14 protein-coding genes and 1 riboswitch are annotated in these 15,498 nt (G+C 46.6%); of the genes, 10 read left to right on the top strand and 4 right to left on the bottom strand.

Features of this window, described 5'->3' with window-relative positions:
• Positions 1-120 precede the first annotated feature (120 nt).
• From RWJ96_RS01335 to RWJ96_RS01320, 4 genes are all read left to right on the top strand, one after another.
• The gene (locus RWJ96_RS01335) at positions 121-1,479 is read left to right on the top strand and encodes a M18 family aminopeptidase (protein ID WP_314018492.1); all 1,359 of its coding nucleotides are present in this window, start codon (positions 121-123) and stop codon (positions 1,477-1,479) included.
• A gap of 73 nt (positions 1,480-1,552) precedes the next feature.
• Positions 1,553-2,308, top strand: a complete 756-nt coding sequence (locus RWJ96_RS01330) for a fused MFS/spermidine synthase (RefSeq protein WP_314018491.1) — start codon at positions 1,553-1,555, stop codon at positions 2,306-2,308.
• A gap of 200 nt (positions 2,309-2,508) precedes the next feature.
• Entirely contained in the window at positions 2,509-3,189 is a 681-nt protein-coding gene (locus tag RWJ96_RS01325; protein ID WP_314018490.1) for a hypothetical protein, read from the top strand.
• Positions 3,131-4,138, top strand: a complete 1,008-nt coding sequence (locus RWJ96_RS01320) for an ABC transporter ATP-binding protein (protein WP_314018489.1) — start codon at positions 3,131-3,133, stop codon at positions 4,136-4,138. The genes RWJ96_RS01325 and RWJ96_RS01320 overlap by 59 nt, the downstream gene beginning before the upstream one ends.
• A gap of 62 nt (positions 4,139-4,200) precedes the next feature.
• Here RWJ96_RS01320 and RWJ96_RS01315 read toward each other — a convergent pair whose 3' ends face one another.
• From RWJ96_RS01315 to RWJ96_RS01300, 4 genes are all read right to left on the bottom strand, one after another.
• A complete protein-coding gene (locus RWJ96_RS01315) occupies positions 4,201-5,463 on the bottom strand; it encodes an MFS transporter (RefSeq protein ID WP_314018488.1) in 1,263 nt (420 codons plus the stop codon).
• Positions 5,464-5,583: 120 nt separating this feature from the next.
• Positions 5,584-7,176, bottom strand: coding sequence for a DUF438 domain-containing protein (locus RWJ96_RS01310; protein ID WP_314018487.1), 1,593 nt, complete (start codon positions 7,174-7,176; stop codon positions 5,584-5,586).
• Positions 7,177-7,334: 158 nt separating this feature from the next.
• Complete coding sequence (locus RWJ96_RS01305; protein WP_035431761.1) at positions 7,335-7,613, bottom strand: type II toxin-antitoxin system RelB/DinJ family antitoxin; 279 nt, start codon at positions 7,611-7,613, stop codon at positions 7,335-7,337.
• 118 nt (positions 7,614-7,731) lie between these two features.
• Complete coding sequence (locus RWJ96_RS01300) at positions 7,732-8,907, bottom strand: endonuclease/exonuclease/phosphatase family protein (RefSeq protein WP_314018485.1); 1,176 nt, start codon at positions 8,905-8,907, stop codon at positions 7,732-7,734.
• Positions 8,908-8,984: 77 nt separating this feature from the next.
• Here RWJ96_RS01300 and RWJ96_RS01295 point away from each other — a divergent pair, with 77 nt between their 5' ends.
• The 6 genes from RWJ96_RS01295 to tgt all read left to right on the top strand — a co-directional run bounded on the left by RWJ96_RS01295 (position 8,985) and on the right by tgt (position 15,271).
• Complete coding sequence (locus RWJ96_RS01295; protein ID WP_314018484.1) at positions 8,985-10,136, top strand: aminotransferase class I/II-fold pyridoxal phosphate-dependent enzyme; 1,152 nt, start codon at positions 8,985-8,987, stop codon at positions 10,134-10,136.
• 32 nt (positions 10,137-10,168) lie between these two features.
• Positions 10,169-10,333: riboswitch (Lysine riboswitch) on the top strand.
• A 31-nt stretch (positions 10,334-10,364) separates the two neighbouring features.
• Complete coding sequence (locus tag RWJ96_RS01290; RefSeq protein WP_314018482.1) at positions 10,365-11,669, top strand: diaminopimelate decarboxylase; 1,305 nt, start codon at positions 10,365-10,367, stop codon at positions 11,667-11,669.
• Positions 11,670-11,684: 15 nt separating this feature from the next.
• Positions 11,685-12,578 carry a 4-hydroxy-tetrahydrodipicolinate synthase gene (gene dapA / locus RWJ96_RS01285; RefSeq protein ID WP_314018481.1) on the top strand — a complete coding sequence of 298 codons (894 nt, stop codon included), beginning with the start codon at positions 11,685-11,687 and terminating at the stop codon, positions 12,576-12,578.
• A complete protein-coding gene (gene dapB / locus RWJ96_RS01280; protein ID WP_314018480.1) occupies positions 12,571-13,287 on the top strand; it encodes a 4-hydroxy-tetrahydrodipicolinate reductase in 717 nt (238 codons plus the stop codon). The genes dapA and dapB overlap by 8 nt, the downstream gene beginning before the upstream one ends.
• Before the next feature lie 54 nt (positions 13,288-13,341).
• Positions 13,342-14,043 carry a 2,3,4,5-tetrahydropyridine-2,6-dicarboxylate N-acetyltransferase gene (gene dapD / locus RWJ96_RS01275; RefSeq protein ID WP_314007154.1) on the top strand — a complete coding sequence of 234 codons (702 nt, stop codon included), beginning with the start codon at positions 13,342-13,344 and terminating at the stop codon, positions 14,041-14,043.
• A gap of 10 nt (positions 14,044-14,053) precedes the next feature.
• Positions 14,054-15,271, top strand: a complete 1,218-nt coding sequence (gene tgt / locus RWJ96_RS01270; RefSeq protein ID WP_314018479.1) for a tRNA guanosine(34) transglycosylase Tgt — start codon at positions 14,054-14,056, stop codon at positions 15,269-15,271.
• Positions 15,272-15,498 lie beyond the last annotated feature (227 nt).

Here is a 15,498-nt window from a genome sequence, read left to right as displayed (position 1 = left end):
AACATATAAGTATCTACCCTGAAGCGCGTATTCTTTGCGTCATTTTCTAGAAAGTGCGCGCCTCACCAAAAATGCGTGCTAGGCTGTTGAGGCAACACAGTTCTATGAAAGGTTTTACGCATGTCTGATTTGAATGAGTCACTTGCTCTTTCTGAGGAGCTCCTTGCTTTTATTAAGCAGAGCCCTTCTATGTTTCATACCACACAAACCATCAAAGAGTACCTGTTAGAGAATGGTTTTACCTATCTCTCCGAAGGTTCTTCTTGGGATGTTCTGCCAGGTGGCGCTTACTTTACCACGCGCAATAATTCTTCAATTGTTGCCTGGAAAGTTGGCGAGAAGTACCGTGAGGCCCAAACCTCAAGCGTTGATGCTCCTTATCACTTCCAGCTTGCTGTTGCCCATGGCGATTCTCCAACCTACAAGGTAAAAGCTCAGCCAGAGCTTACTGGTGAGGGCAACTCGCTTCGTCTGAACACCGAGGCATACGGCGGCATGCTTGATCACACGTGGTTTGACCGCCCTTTGGGTATTGCCGGTCGTGTGCTGGTCAAGGTAGGAAACAAGGTAGAGTCCAGGCTGGTCAACATTGAAGACGACGTTGTCATGATTCCAAGCTTGGCTATTCATCTTGAGCACAAAAATGGTCTCTCGCCAGAGTTTAATCGCGCTAAAGATTTGATGCCACTCTTTAGTGCTGGAGAGCTTAATCCCGGCGCCTTTAACGCCCTGGTAGCAGACGCAGCAGGCGTGTCTCAAGAGGACATTCTTTCTCGTGATTTGTTCTTAGTTGATCACACGGGCGGCCGCATTTGGGGTGCTAAGAAAGAATTTGTTTCCGCTGGTCATCTGGATGACCTTCAGTGTGCATTCGTAGCACTTAAGGCCTTCCTTGCTTCCTCAAATGAGCAGGACATCTCTGTGTACACCTGCTTTGATAATGAAGAAGTTGGTTCAAATACCAAGCAGGGCGCTCAGTCCACATTTCTAAAAGACACTTTGCAACGCGTAAACGCCACGCTTGGCTTTACACAGGAAGATTACTACCGAGCGCTCTCGGCATCTTTGCTGGTAAGCTGCGACAATGCGCATGCCGTCCACCCCAATTATCCCGAGAAGCACGATGCAGTCAACAAGCCTTATCTCAATGGCGGCATGGTTATTAAGGAAGCAGCACGTCAGTCGTACTGCACCGATGCGTTTAGCCGTGCCATTGTCGAGGCTATTTGGAAGCAGCAAAACATTCCTTACCAGGTTTTTGCCAATAGAAGCGATATGCCAGGCGGATCAACGCTGGGCAACCTCTCCAACATTCAGGCCAGCATGCATGCCGTTGACGTGGGTCTGCCACAGCTTGCTATGCACTCCGTGTACGAGACCGCGGGCACCAAAGACACGCTTCTTGGATACCAGGCACTCAAGGCGTTCTATGACACCTGCGTTTGCATCACCGATGCCGATTCGTTTGAGTTGAGGTAGTACCTGGCGAGAAACCCCGTGTACTAGCTATACTTACGTACATCGCATACAACACATCACTTGAAGGAGCTCCATGTCAGAAAAACAGCTTACTGCTCATGATATGGAGCTCCTAACTTGTGCAGGTATTTACGTTGAACCTCAGACACTGAATGGCCCTGCGTTGGTATTTCCCATTTCAGATGGTGAAGGTGGAGAAATACGTGTGCTGTGGCAGGGAGGCGCCTATGAAAGTGCAACGTACACAGATTCTAGAAAGAATCAGCTGGTATTTCCTTATCTTGAGTTGTATGACTTGTTGTTTGAAGCTGCCTGCCCTGTGCGCTCAGTTTTGATGCTGGGTGCTGGTGGTTGCTCGTATCCTCGATATTTAGTAGCTCATTATCCAGAGGTTTCTTGCGACGCACTGGAGATTGATCCTAAAATTGCAGCTCTAGCTCATAGCTACTTCTTTGTGGATGAAGCTATTAGAGAGAGCAAAGGTAGGCTTCGGGTACAAGTAGCTGATGGCGTAGAGTATATAAAGAGCCTAGCTACCTCTGATAATAGGCGCTATGACGCTATCTTAAATGATTGCTTTAGCGGAGAAGTTCCACCTGCAGCTATGATGACTGTTGAGTGGATGAGACAGGTGGCACACTGCCTTACTCCTGGCGGTAGATATCTTACAAATGTAGTTTCTGCACAGGTAGGAGAGGACGCATATCAACTTGAAGTACTCATGGATGTTGCTCGCACGGTGTTTGAACAGGTAGAGGTTGTACCTTTGGATCCAGAAGTTGCTCCAACAGAGCCAGATAACCTTATGCTCGTTTGTCAGCGCGCTTAAGTGCAGCGAGCGCAAGCTTTTGGCTATTTATTAGTTAAAAGTTTTTGTGATGTCAATGAATTAACATCGATGAAGAAATTAAAAAAATGAAGTGTAAAATAGAAGCTGCTGATTTTAGTTTTTGAATGATTCTCGTTTGGACACAACATAAATCGAATTCTTTAGTCTAGTTCAGCGCACTTGATTGGAGATATGAATATATGAAAGAATCGTTTTTATCAATAAAAGAAATCTTTCATATTGGTAATGGAAAAATCAATGCACTAGTTTTTCTTGCCGTTTTAGCGGTTTTATCATCATTTCTTGAGATTTATTCGATTCAATATATGCAGTCACTTTCTGAAGTTTTTAGCACATCGGTTACAAATGATCTTTTTCAAATTGGTTTTATCTGCGCTAAGTTTTTGATGTTAATTGTGCTTTCAACAATAGTTAGAAATTACTTTTGCTTTAGAGTTTCTATTTTTTCAAATGACATCATTAAAAACGTAAGAGATAAAGCGTATTCAAAACTTATTGATATGAAATATGAATTAGCGACAATTCATGACAATGCGTATTATATTAATTTGATAGACAATAACGTAAATAGATTAAGCTTAATCTTTTCAACAAGCTTTTTTACTTTGTGCTCAGATATATTCGATACAGTGTGGATTTGTTTTTTTATGACACAAATAAATATCACTTCGTTATTTATTTTAATAATCGGCATATTACCATTAGTTTTAATCGGCAATATATCGGCATTTGAGCAAAAAAAGTTTGCAGAAAATACAATCAAACTCAATGAGGATTTGATTGAAAAGATTAATGAAACTAATGACAATTTTGCATATATTAAAATATTTAAAGGCAAGGAGAGAGGACAATCGTTTTAACCGTATAAATATTGATATTTTGGAGAACGATAATTTATCAAGTGCGGCACTTAGTATCTTCTTTGTTATAGAAAAAAGCGTTCGATATTTATTTGTTGCGATTTCATTATTCTTTTTATGTAAAGATGTGTTAATGCAGGATGGAAATTGGATGCTTCTTATCCCGTTTTTGCTTTACGTACAAAGATTTTATAATCCATTTTCAAATTTGAATAAGTATTCTCAGTTAATTCAAAAATCCGTTTCAAGTGCAGATAAGCTTATAGATTTTATAATCTCGAAGCCAGCTGAAGAGATCTCAACTATCCATTTTATTTCTGATTCATCTGAATCAGAAATAGTTTTGACCGGCATATCAAAAAATTATGAATCTGAAGCAATTCTTGAAGATGTCACTTTTAGATTTAAAGAAGGAGTCAACTTAATCGACGGAAAAAGCGGTGTAGGTAAATCCACTTTGATAAAAATACTTTTAGGCTTAATCAAATCTTCGAGTGGAGAAGTGACTATTTATTCTCGAGAAGACGACTTGAATTTGTACTCATATTCAGGACAATCGAATAAACTGTTTAATTTATCTGTGATAGAAAATTTAATATATCCTAAAACCGTAGACCATCTCTCATCATCGGAAAGAATGAAATTAGAGAGTCTACTAGATGAATTTGGATTCAGAAAAAGCCTATTGAATAAAGATATTGCTAAAGAAGGTGAAAATCTTTCTGGAGGTGAAAGAAAGAGACTGTCTATTCTTAGAGCACTGATTCGTCCGTCAAAAGTTGTGATACTTGATGAACCATTTGCAAACTTAGACCCGAACAATATTGAAATTATTGCTCAGAAATTACAGGATCTTTCTAAGAATAGAATCGTTATTATTGTTTCTCACGAAACCTCTTTTCCCGCTTCTTTAAAATTTAATACGCACTTGACTATTAGTGGTACCTAAAGGTTTCTTTGGTTTAAATCATTCTCAAGATTCAGAGGTAGATCCAACAGAGTCAGATAACCTTATGCTCGTTTGTCAGCGCGCTTAAGTGCAGCGAGCGCAAGCGCAAGACAACTGCTCATCAGTACAATACCAATACCAAAGAGCACCAAGAAACCGTGGGCCGAGCCATCAACAATTAGGCTCCAAATAATGAGCGCGCATGCAGAGACAAAGCTGCTTACGCCTGCAATTCTTGAGTAAATAAGAGTGGAATCTTTTTTACCAAAGACCGCACGTACCAAAAGTGGCGAGCCAACCGTTGTAAGGGCATAGGCAATTCCAAAAAGGAAGGTTCCTGCCAGCAAGAGTGGCAATACTGGAAGCTTAATCCCCAACATAAGTAAGCCAACAATGCCCGAGAAAATTCCTACAAAGCAAGCAAGCTTCACGGAGATATCGCTTAAAGCACCTAGAAGCACTTTTCCAATTGCTTGACCCAGCATAGTTGTTCCAGCAAGAAGGCCTGTGGCAGCGGCAATGGCAGGAGCAGTTTCTGCAAAGGTTGCTGCATAGCTTGGGAAGTACTGAGAGATTTGCTGGTTAAAGGTAATGAGTGCATAAAACGCAGCAACCATAAAAAACTCTGGATATTTTATTGCGTCATCGGCAGAGATATCGGTAGAAGAAGTCTCTGCAACCTCAACGTTTTTCTCGTCAGTAGAGGAGAAGGTAAGGGGAGTAAGGCCAAGGTCTTGGGGTTTCTCGCGCACCACAAAAAGGGTGAAGGGGAGTGTTCCTACAAGCATGACCAGAGCAAAAATCAGATAGCAAGCGCGCCAACCTTCAGGGCCAGACGAGATGATGGCGGATCCAATGGGGTTAAAGACAGTGCCACCAATGCCGGTGAATGCAAAGCAGAGGCCCATAAAGGTACCAACGCGCTGGTCAAACCAATCGTTAATGAGGGCGGGGACGCACAAGAACATGAGTGCAGGTACGCCAATACCAAGTCCCACTGCACAGAGATAGAAATGCCACATTTCTTGAGCTGCTGACATAGCTCCGTATGAAATTGCGCAAATGATAACGCTTGCAGAAAGCACTAGGCGCGTGTCGTGTGTTTTATAGAACTTGCCCATGAATGGCAGAACTACCGTCATGGCAATACAGAGTACCGAGAAGACCGCAGAGAAGGCAACGCGGGGAACGCCAAAATATTGTGAAACTGGTGTGATAAAGATGCCAAAGCACGTAAGGATAATGGCGCACGGCAAAAACATGATGACAATACAAGTTGCAACGATGGCGTATGCATATTTAGTGCCGAGTAAACGATGTAGCACTGAGGCTCCTCTCTTTTGGCCAGAAATAGTGTAGGCGATGTGCCTTAAAAAGGACACATCGCCTACCAAGTCGCACAAATTTTTTTGAAAGGTAACTCAGGATTTTACGTGCGTAAGATCTTAGCTGTCAGAACCTCTGCGGTTCTCGCCCTCAAGAGCGCGGATTGGTCCGATGTCCTGAGTGGTCTCAAGAGCGCCCAGGTAGTTACCCTCTTCATCGCGAACAGCAAAGTAACGGACATAGAGGAACTTATCCCTGACCTCAAACCAGAACTCGGAGGAGTCACTACGACCGCTTCTGAACTCGGTGAGGATGCGACGAACAGCCTCTTGGCTCTTTGGTGGATGGCAGTCATATACGTCGCGGCCAAGGCAGCTCTTAGGACGAGGGAAAGCACGGGTGTCGCCGTGGCTGAAGTAACGTGTCTTGTCATCTGCATCAACAAAGGTAATGTCAAGCGGAATGGTTGCAAAGACAGCCTCAAGCTGCGGAATGGTGAACTCACCGGTAGAGAGTTTGACCTTACCGTCAGCAGAAATTGCTTCCTCTTCTGCTTCAGCGTTATTCTCGTCCATAGCGGCTGCGGCTTCCATCTCTTTAAGCTTGTCGTTTGCAAGCTCAAGAGGATCTGCGTGCCATGAAGGAGGATTGACGCCAAATGCGTGACCAAACTCGTTCTCCTCAGCGGCAATCTGGGTCCACTGGGTAGCGGTTAGGTGCTCAAGGGAAAGCGGAATGAGGACGTTCTCTTCCTTGGAAGCCATGGACTCAGCACCCTCAATAGCCTCATCCAGATAGTCAGCAACGGCTGCCATAAGGCCTGCATCATACTGGCCGTATGCAGTCTCGAGCAGAGCCTCTGCACCGTTAACAGCGTTTCTTACCTCGTCGTCCTTACCCCACATAACCTTTGAAGGACCAGTGATATCGTGGCGCTCAAGATGAGGGAAGAGCAGTTCTTCCTTGCGCTTGTAGTGAACAAAGACCTCGTCAAAGGCGTCCATATCAGCCTTTAGAATTGCTGCAACACCAGCGCACTCTTCGTTGCTGGAAGACTCGGTAAGCGTACGAGCACGCTTCACATCTGGAGCAACGCGGTCGTGGATAAAGGCAAGAATGCGGTCGTTCTCTTGGCGCATGGTCCAAACAGGATGGCCAGGGGTCTCTTCAACAGCACCTGTTGGTGCGCAAGAGACCTTGCCTTCAAAGAGAGCGGCATGAACGTCACAGAGCTTGAGGACCTTCTCCATAGGAACGCCGCCAGCAATGAGCTCCTGTTCAGCGTTAGAAATCTCTGAGCCAGAGACGTCCTTGAAGTTACGGGTAAAGTCCTCGCGAACAGCCTCGATGTCCTCGCCGTCATTGAGGCGCTCAAGGTACTGGGCGATAAGAGCTTTGCGCTCCTCAGGAGTCTGCGCGATAGGTGCGTTCTCTGCCTCTGCGGGTTTCTCGTCAGCTGGGGTTTCTACTGCTGCAGGCTCCTCATCACCAAGAATGGTAAAGCCGTGAGAGCGGAAGATTGCTTTGAGCTCTTCAAGGTCTACGCCTTTGTGGTCGCAACCTTTTGGAATGGTCATAAAGCGTCCCATGGTCTGAAGACGGCCTGGCTCGGTAATCTCGGCAAAGCCATTTTCTGCCATGAGGCCTTTAATAACGGGATACTTAGTGCAAATCTCATAAACGGATTTGCTTAAATCAAGAACCTGTGCCATACGGGCTCCTCTCGGATGGGTTTAGAAAGTCCACTTTGGCTTACTTTATACCCAAAGTGTGACAGGAGTTCCATATGGCTTTTGTTGTGGTTACAACAAAACAGAAATTATTCTTTAGTTTTAAAAGAGATCAGAATGAGAACCGGTTCTAAAAGATTTCAAGCATCTAGGACCTCCGACATTGCGTCGGAGAATGAGGCATAGTGCTTGTAATTTTCTGGATGCTCTTTCATGTTGGTGTATTCATTAAGAGCCTCTATAGTTTGAGCATTAGGAATTTCTCGCTTGATTTCAAAAGGGATTCCCTGCTCACGAACAGTCTGACGAAGAAAAATGGTAATAGCAGTAGTAAGATCCATGCCTAAATCTCTGAGAAGCTCCTGAGCATTCTTTTTAAGGGTTGGATCCAAATTTATATTTGTGCTTACTTTTGCCATGATTACCCGCCTTTCTTGTAGTTTTGTTATACAAGATAAAGACTGTGGAGTCAATAATTATGTGCGTATTATAGGTACAACACGCACATAATATGAATATATCGAAGGGCAGATAACCCTATTCTTTACTCTTTAGGGTGAAAGACAACAGAACCGGGTTGTGGTCCGAGTAAGCAAATTGCGTGTCAATGTTTCTGGCGGTTGCAACAACGTTATCCGAGACAATCCAGCCATCAACTGTGGTGGTGTATGTCTTGTCCTTCTCGTATGGAATGTCATCTCCGCGGCAGGTAGGAACGTCGGTAAGGTTGTCTGGAGCTACAACGCTAAAACCTTCTGGCAAATCAGAATCTTTGAGTTCTGCTACCCAATCTGGTATCTGCTGAACAGAAGGGTAGAGTGTAAGCGAGCCCAAAATGGCATGGTTCCAGTCGCCACCCGCAATAACGTAATTGCCCTTAGCGCGCTCCTCAGACATTATTTTGGTCAGAAGTGCAAGCTGTTGAGCGCGGCTGGTGCCGCCTTTGTCGTAGGCAGACATGTGGCTGTTAATAAGTACCAGCTCATGACCATCGCTGGTAGGATAGCGTGTAATCATAAAGCAACGGTCTAGGTCAAAGAATTTTGTTGGGAATGACTCATCAATGGGGTAGGTACGACGAGTTGCGCTAGAAGCAAGTACGTTTGAAAGCGTCAGAATTCCAGAGTTAGAGGTTCCGTGGAACTCTGTGAGTGGATAGGCGAGAAACGCGGTGTGGAAGTTCTGCGCAAAATATGATGCGTAGGATCCAAAGCGGCTCTCTGCCTCAGAAACTTGATTGACGTGCCAGCTTCTATCGGATGAGGTATCAATCTCTTGGAAAAGAATAAAGTCAGGGGCTGTACCGCCATTCAGAGAAGAAACGGTGTTCAGGGCACCGTTTGTGGTGTAAAGAACGGAGTTTCTGCTTACCGCGCGTCCGTGAGTTCCCACGGTGCGTGTGCCATCCTGCATGATGCCTTCATCCATAAAGAAGGTGTAATCAGGGGTGTAAGCACCAAAGCCAATGTTGTAGGTCGAAGCTGTGTAGGTTTGGCCTACCTGTACAGTTGTAGCCTCAGGAGAAGCACCTTGATTGGATACAGGAGTATTGTCAGGAATGCGATAGTAATTAAGCTGCAGGTAGAGGGCATATCCACCAACAACCAGTAAAGCTAGAACAAAAAGCCCGCCTACAAATTTGAAAAGTGGTGCAAGAACCCTTTTTAGAAGGCCAATAATAAACTTAAGGCCAAGAGACAAAACTCTTTTCATGCGAACCTCGTATCAATCAAGTGTCGTATGATTTAAATGATAACTATTATGGATTGAAATTACTTTGAGGAGTTTGTATGTCGCTATCAAGAAATACAACACTAGAGCTTTTCAAACCCTCTGGTATCAGGCGTTTCTCGGCACTTGCTGCTGCAACACCAGGATGTATTTCTTTAACCATTGGAGAGCCGGGAGAAGACACTCCAGCTCCTATTTGCAACTTAGTAGACAGAGAACTTGCAGCTGGAAACACTCACTATCCACCTAACATCGGTACTCCTGAGCTTAGAAGAGCTATTGCCGATTGGGAGTCAGCTCGTGGTATGAGGGTTAGTCCAGACGGCATTGTAGTTACCGTGGGAGCTGCGGAAGCCATTTCTGCAACTATGCTGACCCTTATGAATCCAGGTAATGAAGTTATCATTCCTGAACCAGCGTATCTGGTATACAAAACACTCTGCCAGCTTAATCGTGGTGTAGTTGTGCCGCTTGATACCAGCGCCAATCATTTCCAGATTGATGCTGAGCAGCTTAAATCAAAGATTTCAGAGAAGACAAAGCTTATTGTGCTGACTTCTCCCAACAATCCTACGGGATGTGTTTATACAAAAGAGTCGCTTGATGCGGTGGCAGAACTTGCCCGCAAGCACGGCTTTTATGTGATGTGTGATGACGTTTATAGAGAGCTTGCCTATGTTGAGGACGTTCCACGTTTTGTTGAGCTCTATCCAGACTTAGCTGATCGCTGCATTGTGACAAATAGTTTCTCAAAGCCATGGGCAATGACGGGCTGGAGACTTGGCTGGGTTGCCACTTCTGACGAGCTTGCAGCAGATATTGGAAAGGTCCACGCCCAGCTGGTGTCTTCTGTTCCTTCATTTTTGCAGCCAGCTGCTCTCTATGCACTTTCTTACGATGTCACGCCTATGCGCACAAACTATCAAAAGCGCAGGCAGATTGTACTTTCTGCGCTTCAAGATATGAAACTTCCTGTTGAAGAGCCAGAAGGTGCCTTCTACGCATTTCCATCAATCAAGGAATTTGCCCTTGATTCTGAGGCGTTTTGTGAGCGAGCAATCAAAGAGTTTGGTATTGCACTGGTGCCCGGCGTTTTCTTCGGCGCTGAGGGCTATGTGCGTATCAGTTATGCTGCTTCTGACAAAAATCTGACAGAAGGCCTTTCTCGCCTTAAGACTTTTGTTAATACTTTGCGAGAAGAACAAAACTAGCCCAAATACATAGTTTTCTGTGGTAGGGTTTTACTGTCAATAGAGGAGCGAGCACGATGGGTTCTGGGTTAGTCGGCAGGCAGTGATCCCAGAAGGAGGCGAGGTTCGCCGAACTTGGCAATCAGGCGTGGTTGTCAGGTGGGCTTGTATGAAATACATGCAAGACTGTCCGAGATTTCGGGGGTGCTACTTTGACGGTGTATTGCGCCCCCAATTTGAGGGGGAGCTTTGAGTAAGAAACCGTTTGTTTCTGTAGATGCCCTAGAGGCAATTACTAAGACGTATCCAACGCCATTTCACCTGTATAACAAGGCAGAGATTGTTCGCCGCGCAAAGCTGTTACAAGAGGCTTTTAGCTGGAACGCTGGCTTTAAAGAGTACTTTGCGGTTAAGGCTACGCCAAATCCATACATTGTGAAGTTGCTTGCAGAACTTGGTTGCGGCTGTGACTGTGCAAATGCTACCGAGCTCACGCTTGCAAAAGCCTGTGGAGTTACCAGCCAAAACATTATGCTCTCGTCAAATGACACCACGGTGCTTGACTTTGCTCGTGCTCATGAGCTGGGAGCCATTATCAACTTGGACGCTGGTGGCGATATGCTTACAACGCTTGAAGAAGCGGTGGGAAGCAACATGCCTCAGGTCATGTGTGCACGCCTTAATCCTGGTGGCGTGTTTGAGTCACAAAACGGCATTATTGGAAATCCCGATGATGCTAAGTTTGGCATGACAGAAGAACAGCTTTTCCAGACGTTTGCGTATCTTAAAACCAAAGGTGTCACTGAATTTGGCCTCCATGCCTTCCTAGCTAGTAACGCTCAAGAGGAAGATTACTATCCAAACCTTGCGCGCGTCCTCTTTGAGCTGGCTGTTAAGCTGCATAAAGAACTTGATATCCATATTGGATTTATTGATCTTTCTGGCGGAATTGGTGTGGCGTATGAGCCAGACCAGGTTGAGCCTGACGTCTTGGCAATTGGTCAGGGAGTAAAACGCGCCTTTGAAGAGGTCTTAGTTCCTGCAGGTATGGGTGATGTTTCTATCTACACCGAGCTTGGCCGTTGGCTTTTGGGTCCCGCTGGCGCACTTGTTACCCGCGTTTTGCACCAAAAAGAGACATACCGCCACTACCTTGGCGTAGATGCGTGTGCGGCTAATCTCATGCGTCCTGCAATCTATGATGCCTATCATCACATCACTGTTATGGGCAAAGAGGACGCCTCTGCAACACATACGTACAACGTTGTGGGAGGTCTTTGCGAGAATAACGATCAGTTTGCAAAGAATCGCCAGCTCCCAGAGGTTGCCGTGGGTGATCTCTTGTTCATTCACGATACCGGCGCTCATGGTTTCTCGATGGGTTATAACTACAACGGTCGTCTGCGCTCCGCTGAGCTACTGCTTCTAGAGGATGAATCCGTGCAGCTTATCCGCCGCGCTGAGACAGAGGCCGATTACTTTGCAACGCTTGCATTTGACGGCTCAGACTTTTCAGATCTTGCACAACAAACAACTACAAACACCACACGTTAGAGGGCGAGAAAAACTATGGACATGAAGAATTTGACTGGTGCAATCACCGCTTTAGTAACCCCATTTGATGCTCAGGGAAATGTTGACTTCGAGGCACTTGAGCGCTTTGTAGACTTCCAGATTGACCAGGGAATTGATGGAATTTTGGCCCTTGGTACAACTGGTGAGTCCTCAACCATGACAGACGAGGAGGACATCGAGGTAGTTAAGGCAATCCTTGCCAGGGCTCAGGGCAGAGTTCCTGTTATTGGTGGTGCTGGCTCCAACTCTTCTGCTGAGTCTTTGCGCAAAGCAGAGGCTCTAGAGAAGGCAGGTGTTGATGGCCTGCTGCTCATTACTCCTTACTACAACAAGAGTAACGAAGAGGGCATCTACCAGCACTTCTCGTATGTATTAGACCGCGTTGATGTTCCTTGCATTTTATATAACATCCCTGGTAGAACGGGTTGCTCAATTTCTGAGCGCAATGTTCAGAGACTTGCTGCACATCCAAATGCATGGGGCATTAAAGAGGCGTCTGGAGACATCGCATACGCAACAAAGGTTGCTCGTTATCTGAGCGATGACTTTACTATGTGGTCTGGAAATGACGACATGATTGTGCCTCTGCTTTCCTTGGGTGCTTCTGGTGTCATTTCCGTATGGTCTAACCTTGATCCAAAGATGGTTCATGACCTGGTAGCTGCATGGCACCGCGGCGAGGTTTCGCTTGCCCGTGAGCTACAGCTTCAGTATCTTGACCTGGTTCACGCACTCTTCTGCGAGGTTAATCCAATTCCTGTAAAGGCCGCGCTGGCTCGTATGGGCTTTATGGAAGAGAATTATCGTCTGCCTCTGTGGAAGATGACAGAAGAGCATGCAGAGGTGCTTGAGAATGCTATGAGAAAGGCTGGTCTTCTTGATGCCTAGTGCAGTAGTAATTGGTACCGGCAAGATGGGAAAGCTCATTGAGCAAACCCTGATTGCTCACGGTTTTGAGGTACTTGGTGCGTTTGGTCACGAGAATATCAATCAGCTGAATACCGTTGAACAGACGCCTGATGTGGTTGTGGATTTCTCTGGTGTTGCAGCCTTTGACGCTGTGGTCGGCTTTGTACGTGAGCGCGGGTGTGCGCTTGTTTCTGGCACCACGGGTTTCTCGCCAGAGCAGCTCTTGGAGTTGAAGCAGTTGGGGGAGAGCGTGCCGGTGATTCACGCGGCAAACTATTCGGTAGGCGTTGCTGTGTTGAGGCGCGCGGTAGCTATGGCTGCTGAGGCGCTTGACGGCTGGGATACCGAGATTGTGGAGACGCACCACAACCAGAAGGTTGACGCTCCATCTGGTACAGCAAAGCTGCTGCTCGCCGCTATTGACCCAGAGGGAACTCGTCCGGTTGTTTCTGGTCGCGAGGGCTTCTGCGGAGCGCGCACCAAAGATGAGATTGGCGTGTTTGCACTCAGAGGCGGCACCGTTGCCGGCACTCATGAGGTGCATTTCTTTGGACAGGATGAGGAAGTGTGCCTGACTCATCGCGCAACGTCTCGTCAGATTTTTGTTAACGGAGCCGTTGCGTGCGCTGAAAAATTGCTTACAAAAGCTCCAGGTTTCTATACCTTTGAAGAGTTGATTTTTGGATAACCGCATGTGCTGACCTGTATAGGTCAGCATCTGTTTGATTGAGAAAGGACGTGCATGGACGCCCAGGAAATTATTAATTACATTGCTACGTCAGAGAAGAAGACCCCCATTAAGCTCTACGTCAAAGAGCGTGAGGGTGCTTCTGTGTCGTATGGCTCTTCTCGCGTGTATGGTGAGGGCACCTCAAAGGTAGTCTTTGGCGATTGGTCCGAGCTCAAGAGCGTTGTTGAGCAGAATGCAGACGCATTTGAGTATTTTGACATCGAGAATGACCGTCGTAACTCCGGCGTTCCTCTGCTGAACATGAAGGACGTAAACGCACGTATTGAGCCAGGTGCGCTAATTCGTGAGCGCGTTGAGATTGGTAACAATGCCGTCATTATGATGGGTGCTGTTATTAATATTGGTGCTGTTATTGGTGAGGGCACCATGATTGACATGGGCGCTGTTCTTGGCGGCCGTGCAACTGTTGGTAAGAACTGCCACATTGGTGCCGGCACTGTTCTTGCTGGTGTTGTTGAGCCTGCATCTGCTACGCCAGTTATTGTTGAGGATAACGTCCTTATTGGCGCAAATGCCGTGGTTATCGAGGGCATTCGTGTTGGAGAGGGCGCTGTTGTTGCAGCAGGTGCTGTGGTAGTTGAGGACGTTCCAGCAAACGCTGTGGTAGCGGGATGTCCTGCACGTGTGATAAAAATGAAGGACCAGAAAACAGAGGGCAAGACAGCTTTGGTTGATGCTCTCCGCACGTTGTAATCGAGGTTACATGCCAGACGGCTCCAAAAAAGCACAGGGTTTTACCACCAAAATTTCCTGCGTACACACAGAAAATTGGGCAGAGAAAAAAGAAGATTCTTGGTTTACCTACGAACTTCTCGCCGAAGATCCTAAGACGCACGCACGCGCTGGCATCTTCCATACGCCTCATGGTGATATTCCAACGCCTATTTTCATGCCAGTGGGTACTAAGGCAACCGTTAAAGGTTTGATGACCGATACCGTTCGTGACCTTGGTGCCAAAATTATTCTGGCAAATACGTACCATCTGTCTCAGCGCCCAGGAGATGAGCTGGTTGCACAGATGGGTGGCTTGCATGACTTTATGCAGTGGCATGGACCAATTCTGACGGATTCAGGCGGATTCCAGGTCTTTAGTCACGAGGAGTTCATGAAGCTCTCTGACGAGGGCGTTAAATTCCGTGCCGTAGATTACGATGGCACATGGTCGTACTGGACGCCAGAAACTAATATGCAGATTGCGCAGAACCTTGGTGCAGATATTGTTATGCAGCTTGATCAGTGCGTAGGCTATCCTGCCGAGCGCAGAAAAGTTGAGCGCGGAGTTGAGCTTTCAAGCGCATGGGCCGAAAGGTGCTTTAAGGCTCATACCCGACCTGATCAGGCGCTCTTTGGCATTGTTCAAGGCGGCATGCACCTTGATTTGCGCAGGCGCTCCATTGAGCACCTTGAGTCCATTGGTGATTTCCCCGGTTATGGCATTGGTGGCTATTCTGTTGGAGAGCCTCACGAGGTCATGTTTGAGACGTTGGCGCCACTTTGCGCCGATTACATGCCTCGCAATAAGCCTCGTTATCTGATGGGTGTTGGCAATCCGTCCACGCTTATCCGCGGTGTTGCTTGTGGCATTGATATGTTTGACTGCGTGCTTCCAACGCGCACCGCTCGTATGGGCACCGCGTTTTCTCACGAGGGCCGCATGAACCTTAAGAACGCAAAGTACTTTGCAGATGCAGGCCCTCTTGATGCCAAGTGCACCTGTCCTGTCTGTAGGGGTGGATATTCTCGCGCGTACATCAACCACCTGGTTAAACAGCACGAGATGCTTGGCGGTCAGCTGCTTTCTATGCACAATATTTACTTCTTGCTTGAGCTGATGCGTCAGGCACGAGAAGCAATTCTTGCAGGTACCTACAGCGATTTTGTTGAGGAGTGGGAAAACTCTGACGGCGTGGTTGATTTCTAAGTTCGCCTGGCGAGAACCCCGTCTTCTTGATAGCCCTGCGCAAGCAATCTTGATAGCCCTGCGCGAGCAACTTTGATAGCCCTGCGCAAGCAACTTTGATTTAAATTTTTTTATGACTAGCTCACTAATTTGTGGGCTAGTCATTTTTTGTCCGGTGACACGGGTAGAATGGAAGAGATAAACATTCGCGGGTGCCCAAGGTGCCCCTGGCTGGCTCTGCCGCCACA

The organism is Lancefieldella parvula (genome assembly GCF_963547875.1).
GTDB lineage: Bacteria > Actinomycetota > Coriobacteriia > Coriobacteriales > Atopobiaceae > Lancefieldella > Lancefieldella parvula_D.
Note: the sequence above shows the minus strand (reverse complement) of the source record. Positions and strands in the feature narration are given on the sequence as shown.

Bases quoted from the DNA above. Each gene is read 5' to 3' on its own strand.
- RWJ96_RS01330 (WP_314018491.1), top strand. From the start codon at position 1,553: ATGTCAGAAAAACAGCTTACTGCTCATGATATGGAGCTCCTAACTTGT.
- RWJ96_RS01310 (WP_314018487.1), bottom strand. From the start codon at position 7,176: ATGGCACAGGTTCTTGATTTAAGCAAATCCGTTTATGAGATTTGCACT.
- RWJ96_RS01300 (WP_314018485.1), bottom strand. From the start codon at position 8,907: ATGAAAAGAGTTTTGTCTCTTGGCCTTAAGTTTATTATTGGCCTTCTA.
- tgt (WP_314018479.1), top strand. From the start codon at position 14,054: ATGCCAGACGGCTCCAAAAAAGCACAGGGTTTTACCACCAAAATTTCC.
- dapD (WP_314007154.1), top strand. From the start codon at position 13,342: ATGGACGCCCAGGAAATTATTAATTACATTGCTACGTCAGAGAAGAAG.
- dapA (WP_314018481.1), top strand. From the start codon at position 11,685: ATGGACATGAAGAATTTGACTGGTGCAATCACCGCTTTAGTAACCCCA.
- RWJ96_RS01325 (WP_314018490.1), top strand. From the start codon at position 2,509: ATGAAAGAATCGTTTTTATCAATAAAAGAAATCTTTCATATTGGTAAT.
- RWJ96_RS01320 (WP_314018489.1), top strand. From the start codon at position 3,131: ATGACAATTTTGCATATATTAAAATATTTAAAGGCAAGGAGAGAGGAC.
- RWJ96_RS01335 (WP_314018492.1), top strand. From the start codon at position 121: ATGTCTGATTTGAATGAGTCACTTGCTCTTTCTGAGGAGCTCCTTGCT.
- dapB (WP_314018480.1), top strand. From the start codon at position 12,571: ATGCCTAGTGCAGTAGTAATTGGTACCGGCAAGATGGGAAAGCTCATT.
- RWJ96_RS01305 (WP_035431761.1), bottom strand. From the start codon at position 7,613: ATGGCAAAAGTAAGCACAAATATAAATTTGGATCCAACCCTTAAAAAG.
- RWJ96_RS01295 (WP_314018484.1), top strand. From the start codon at position 8,985: ATGTCGCTATCAAGAAATACAACACTAGAGCTTTTCAAACCCTCTGGT.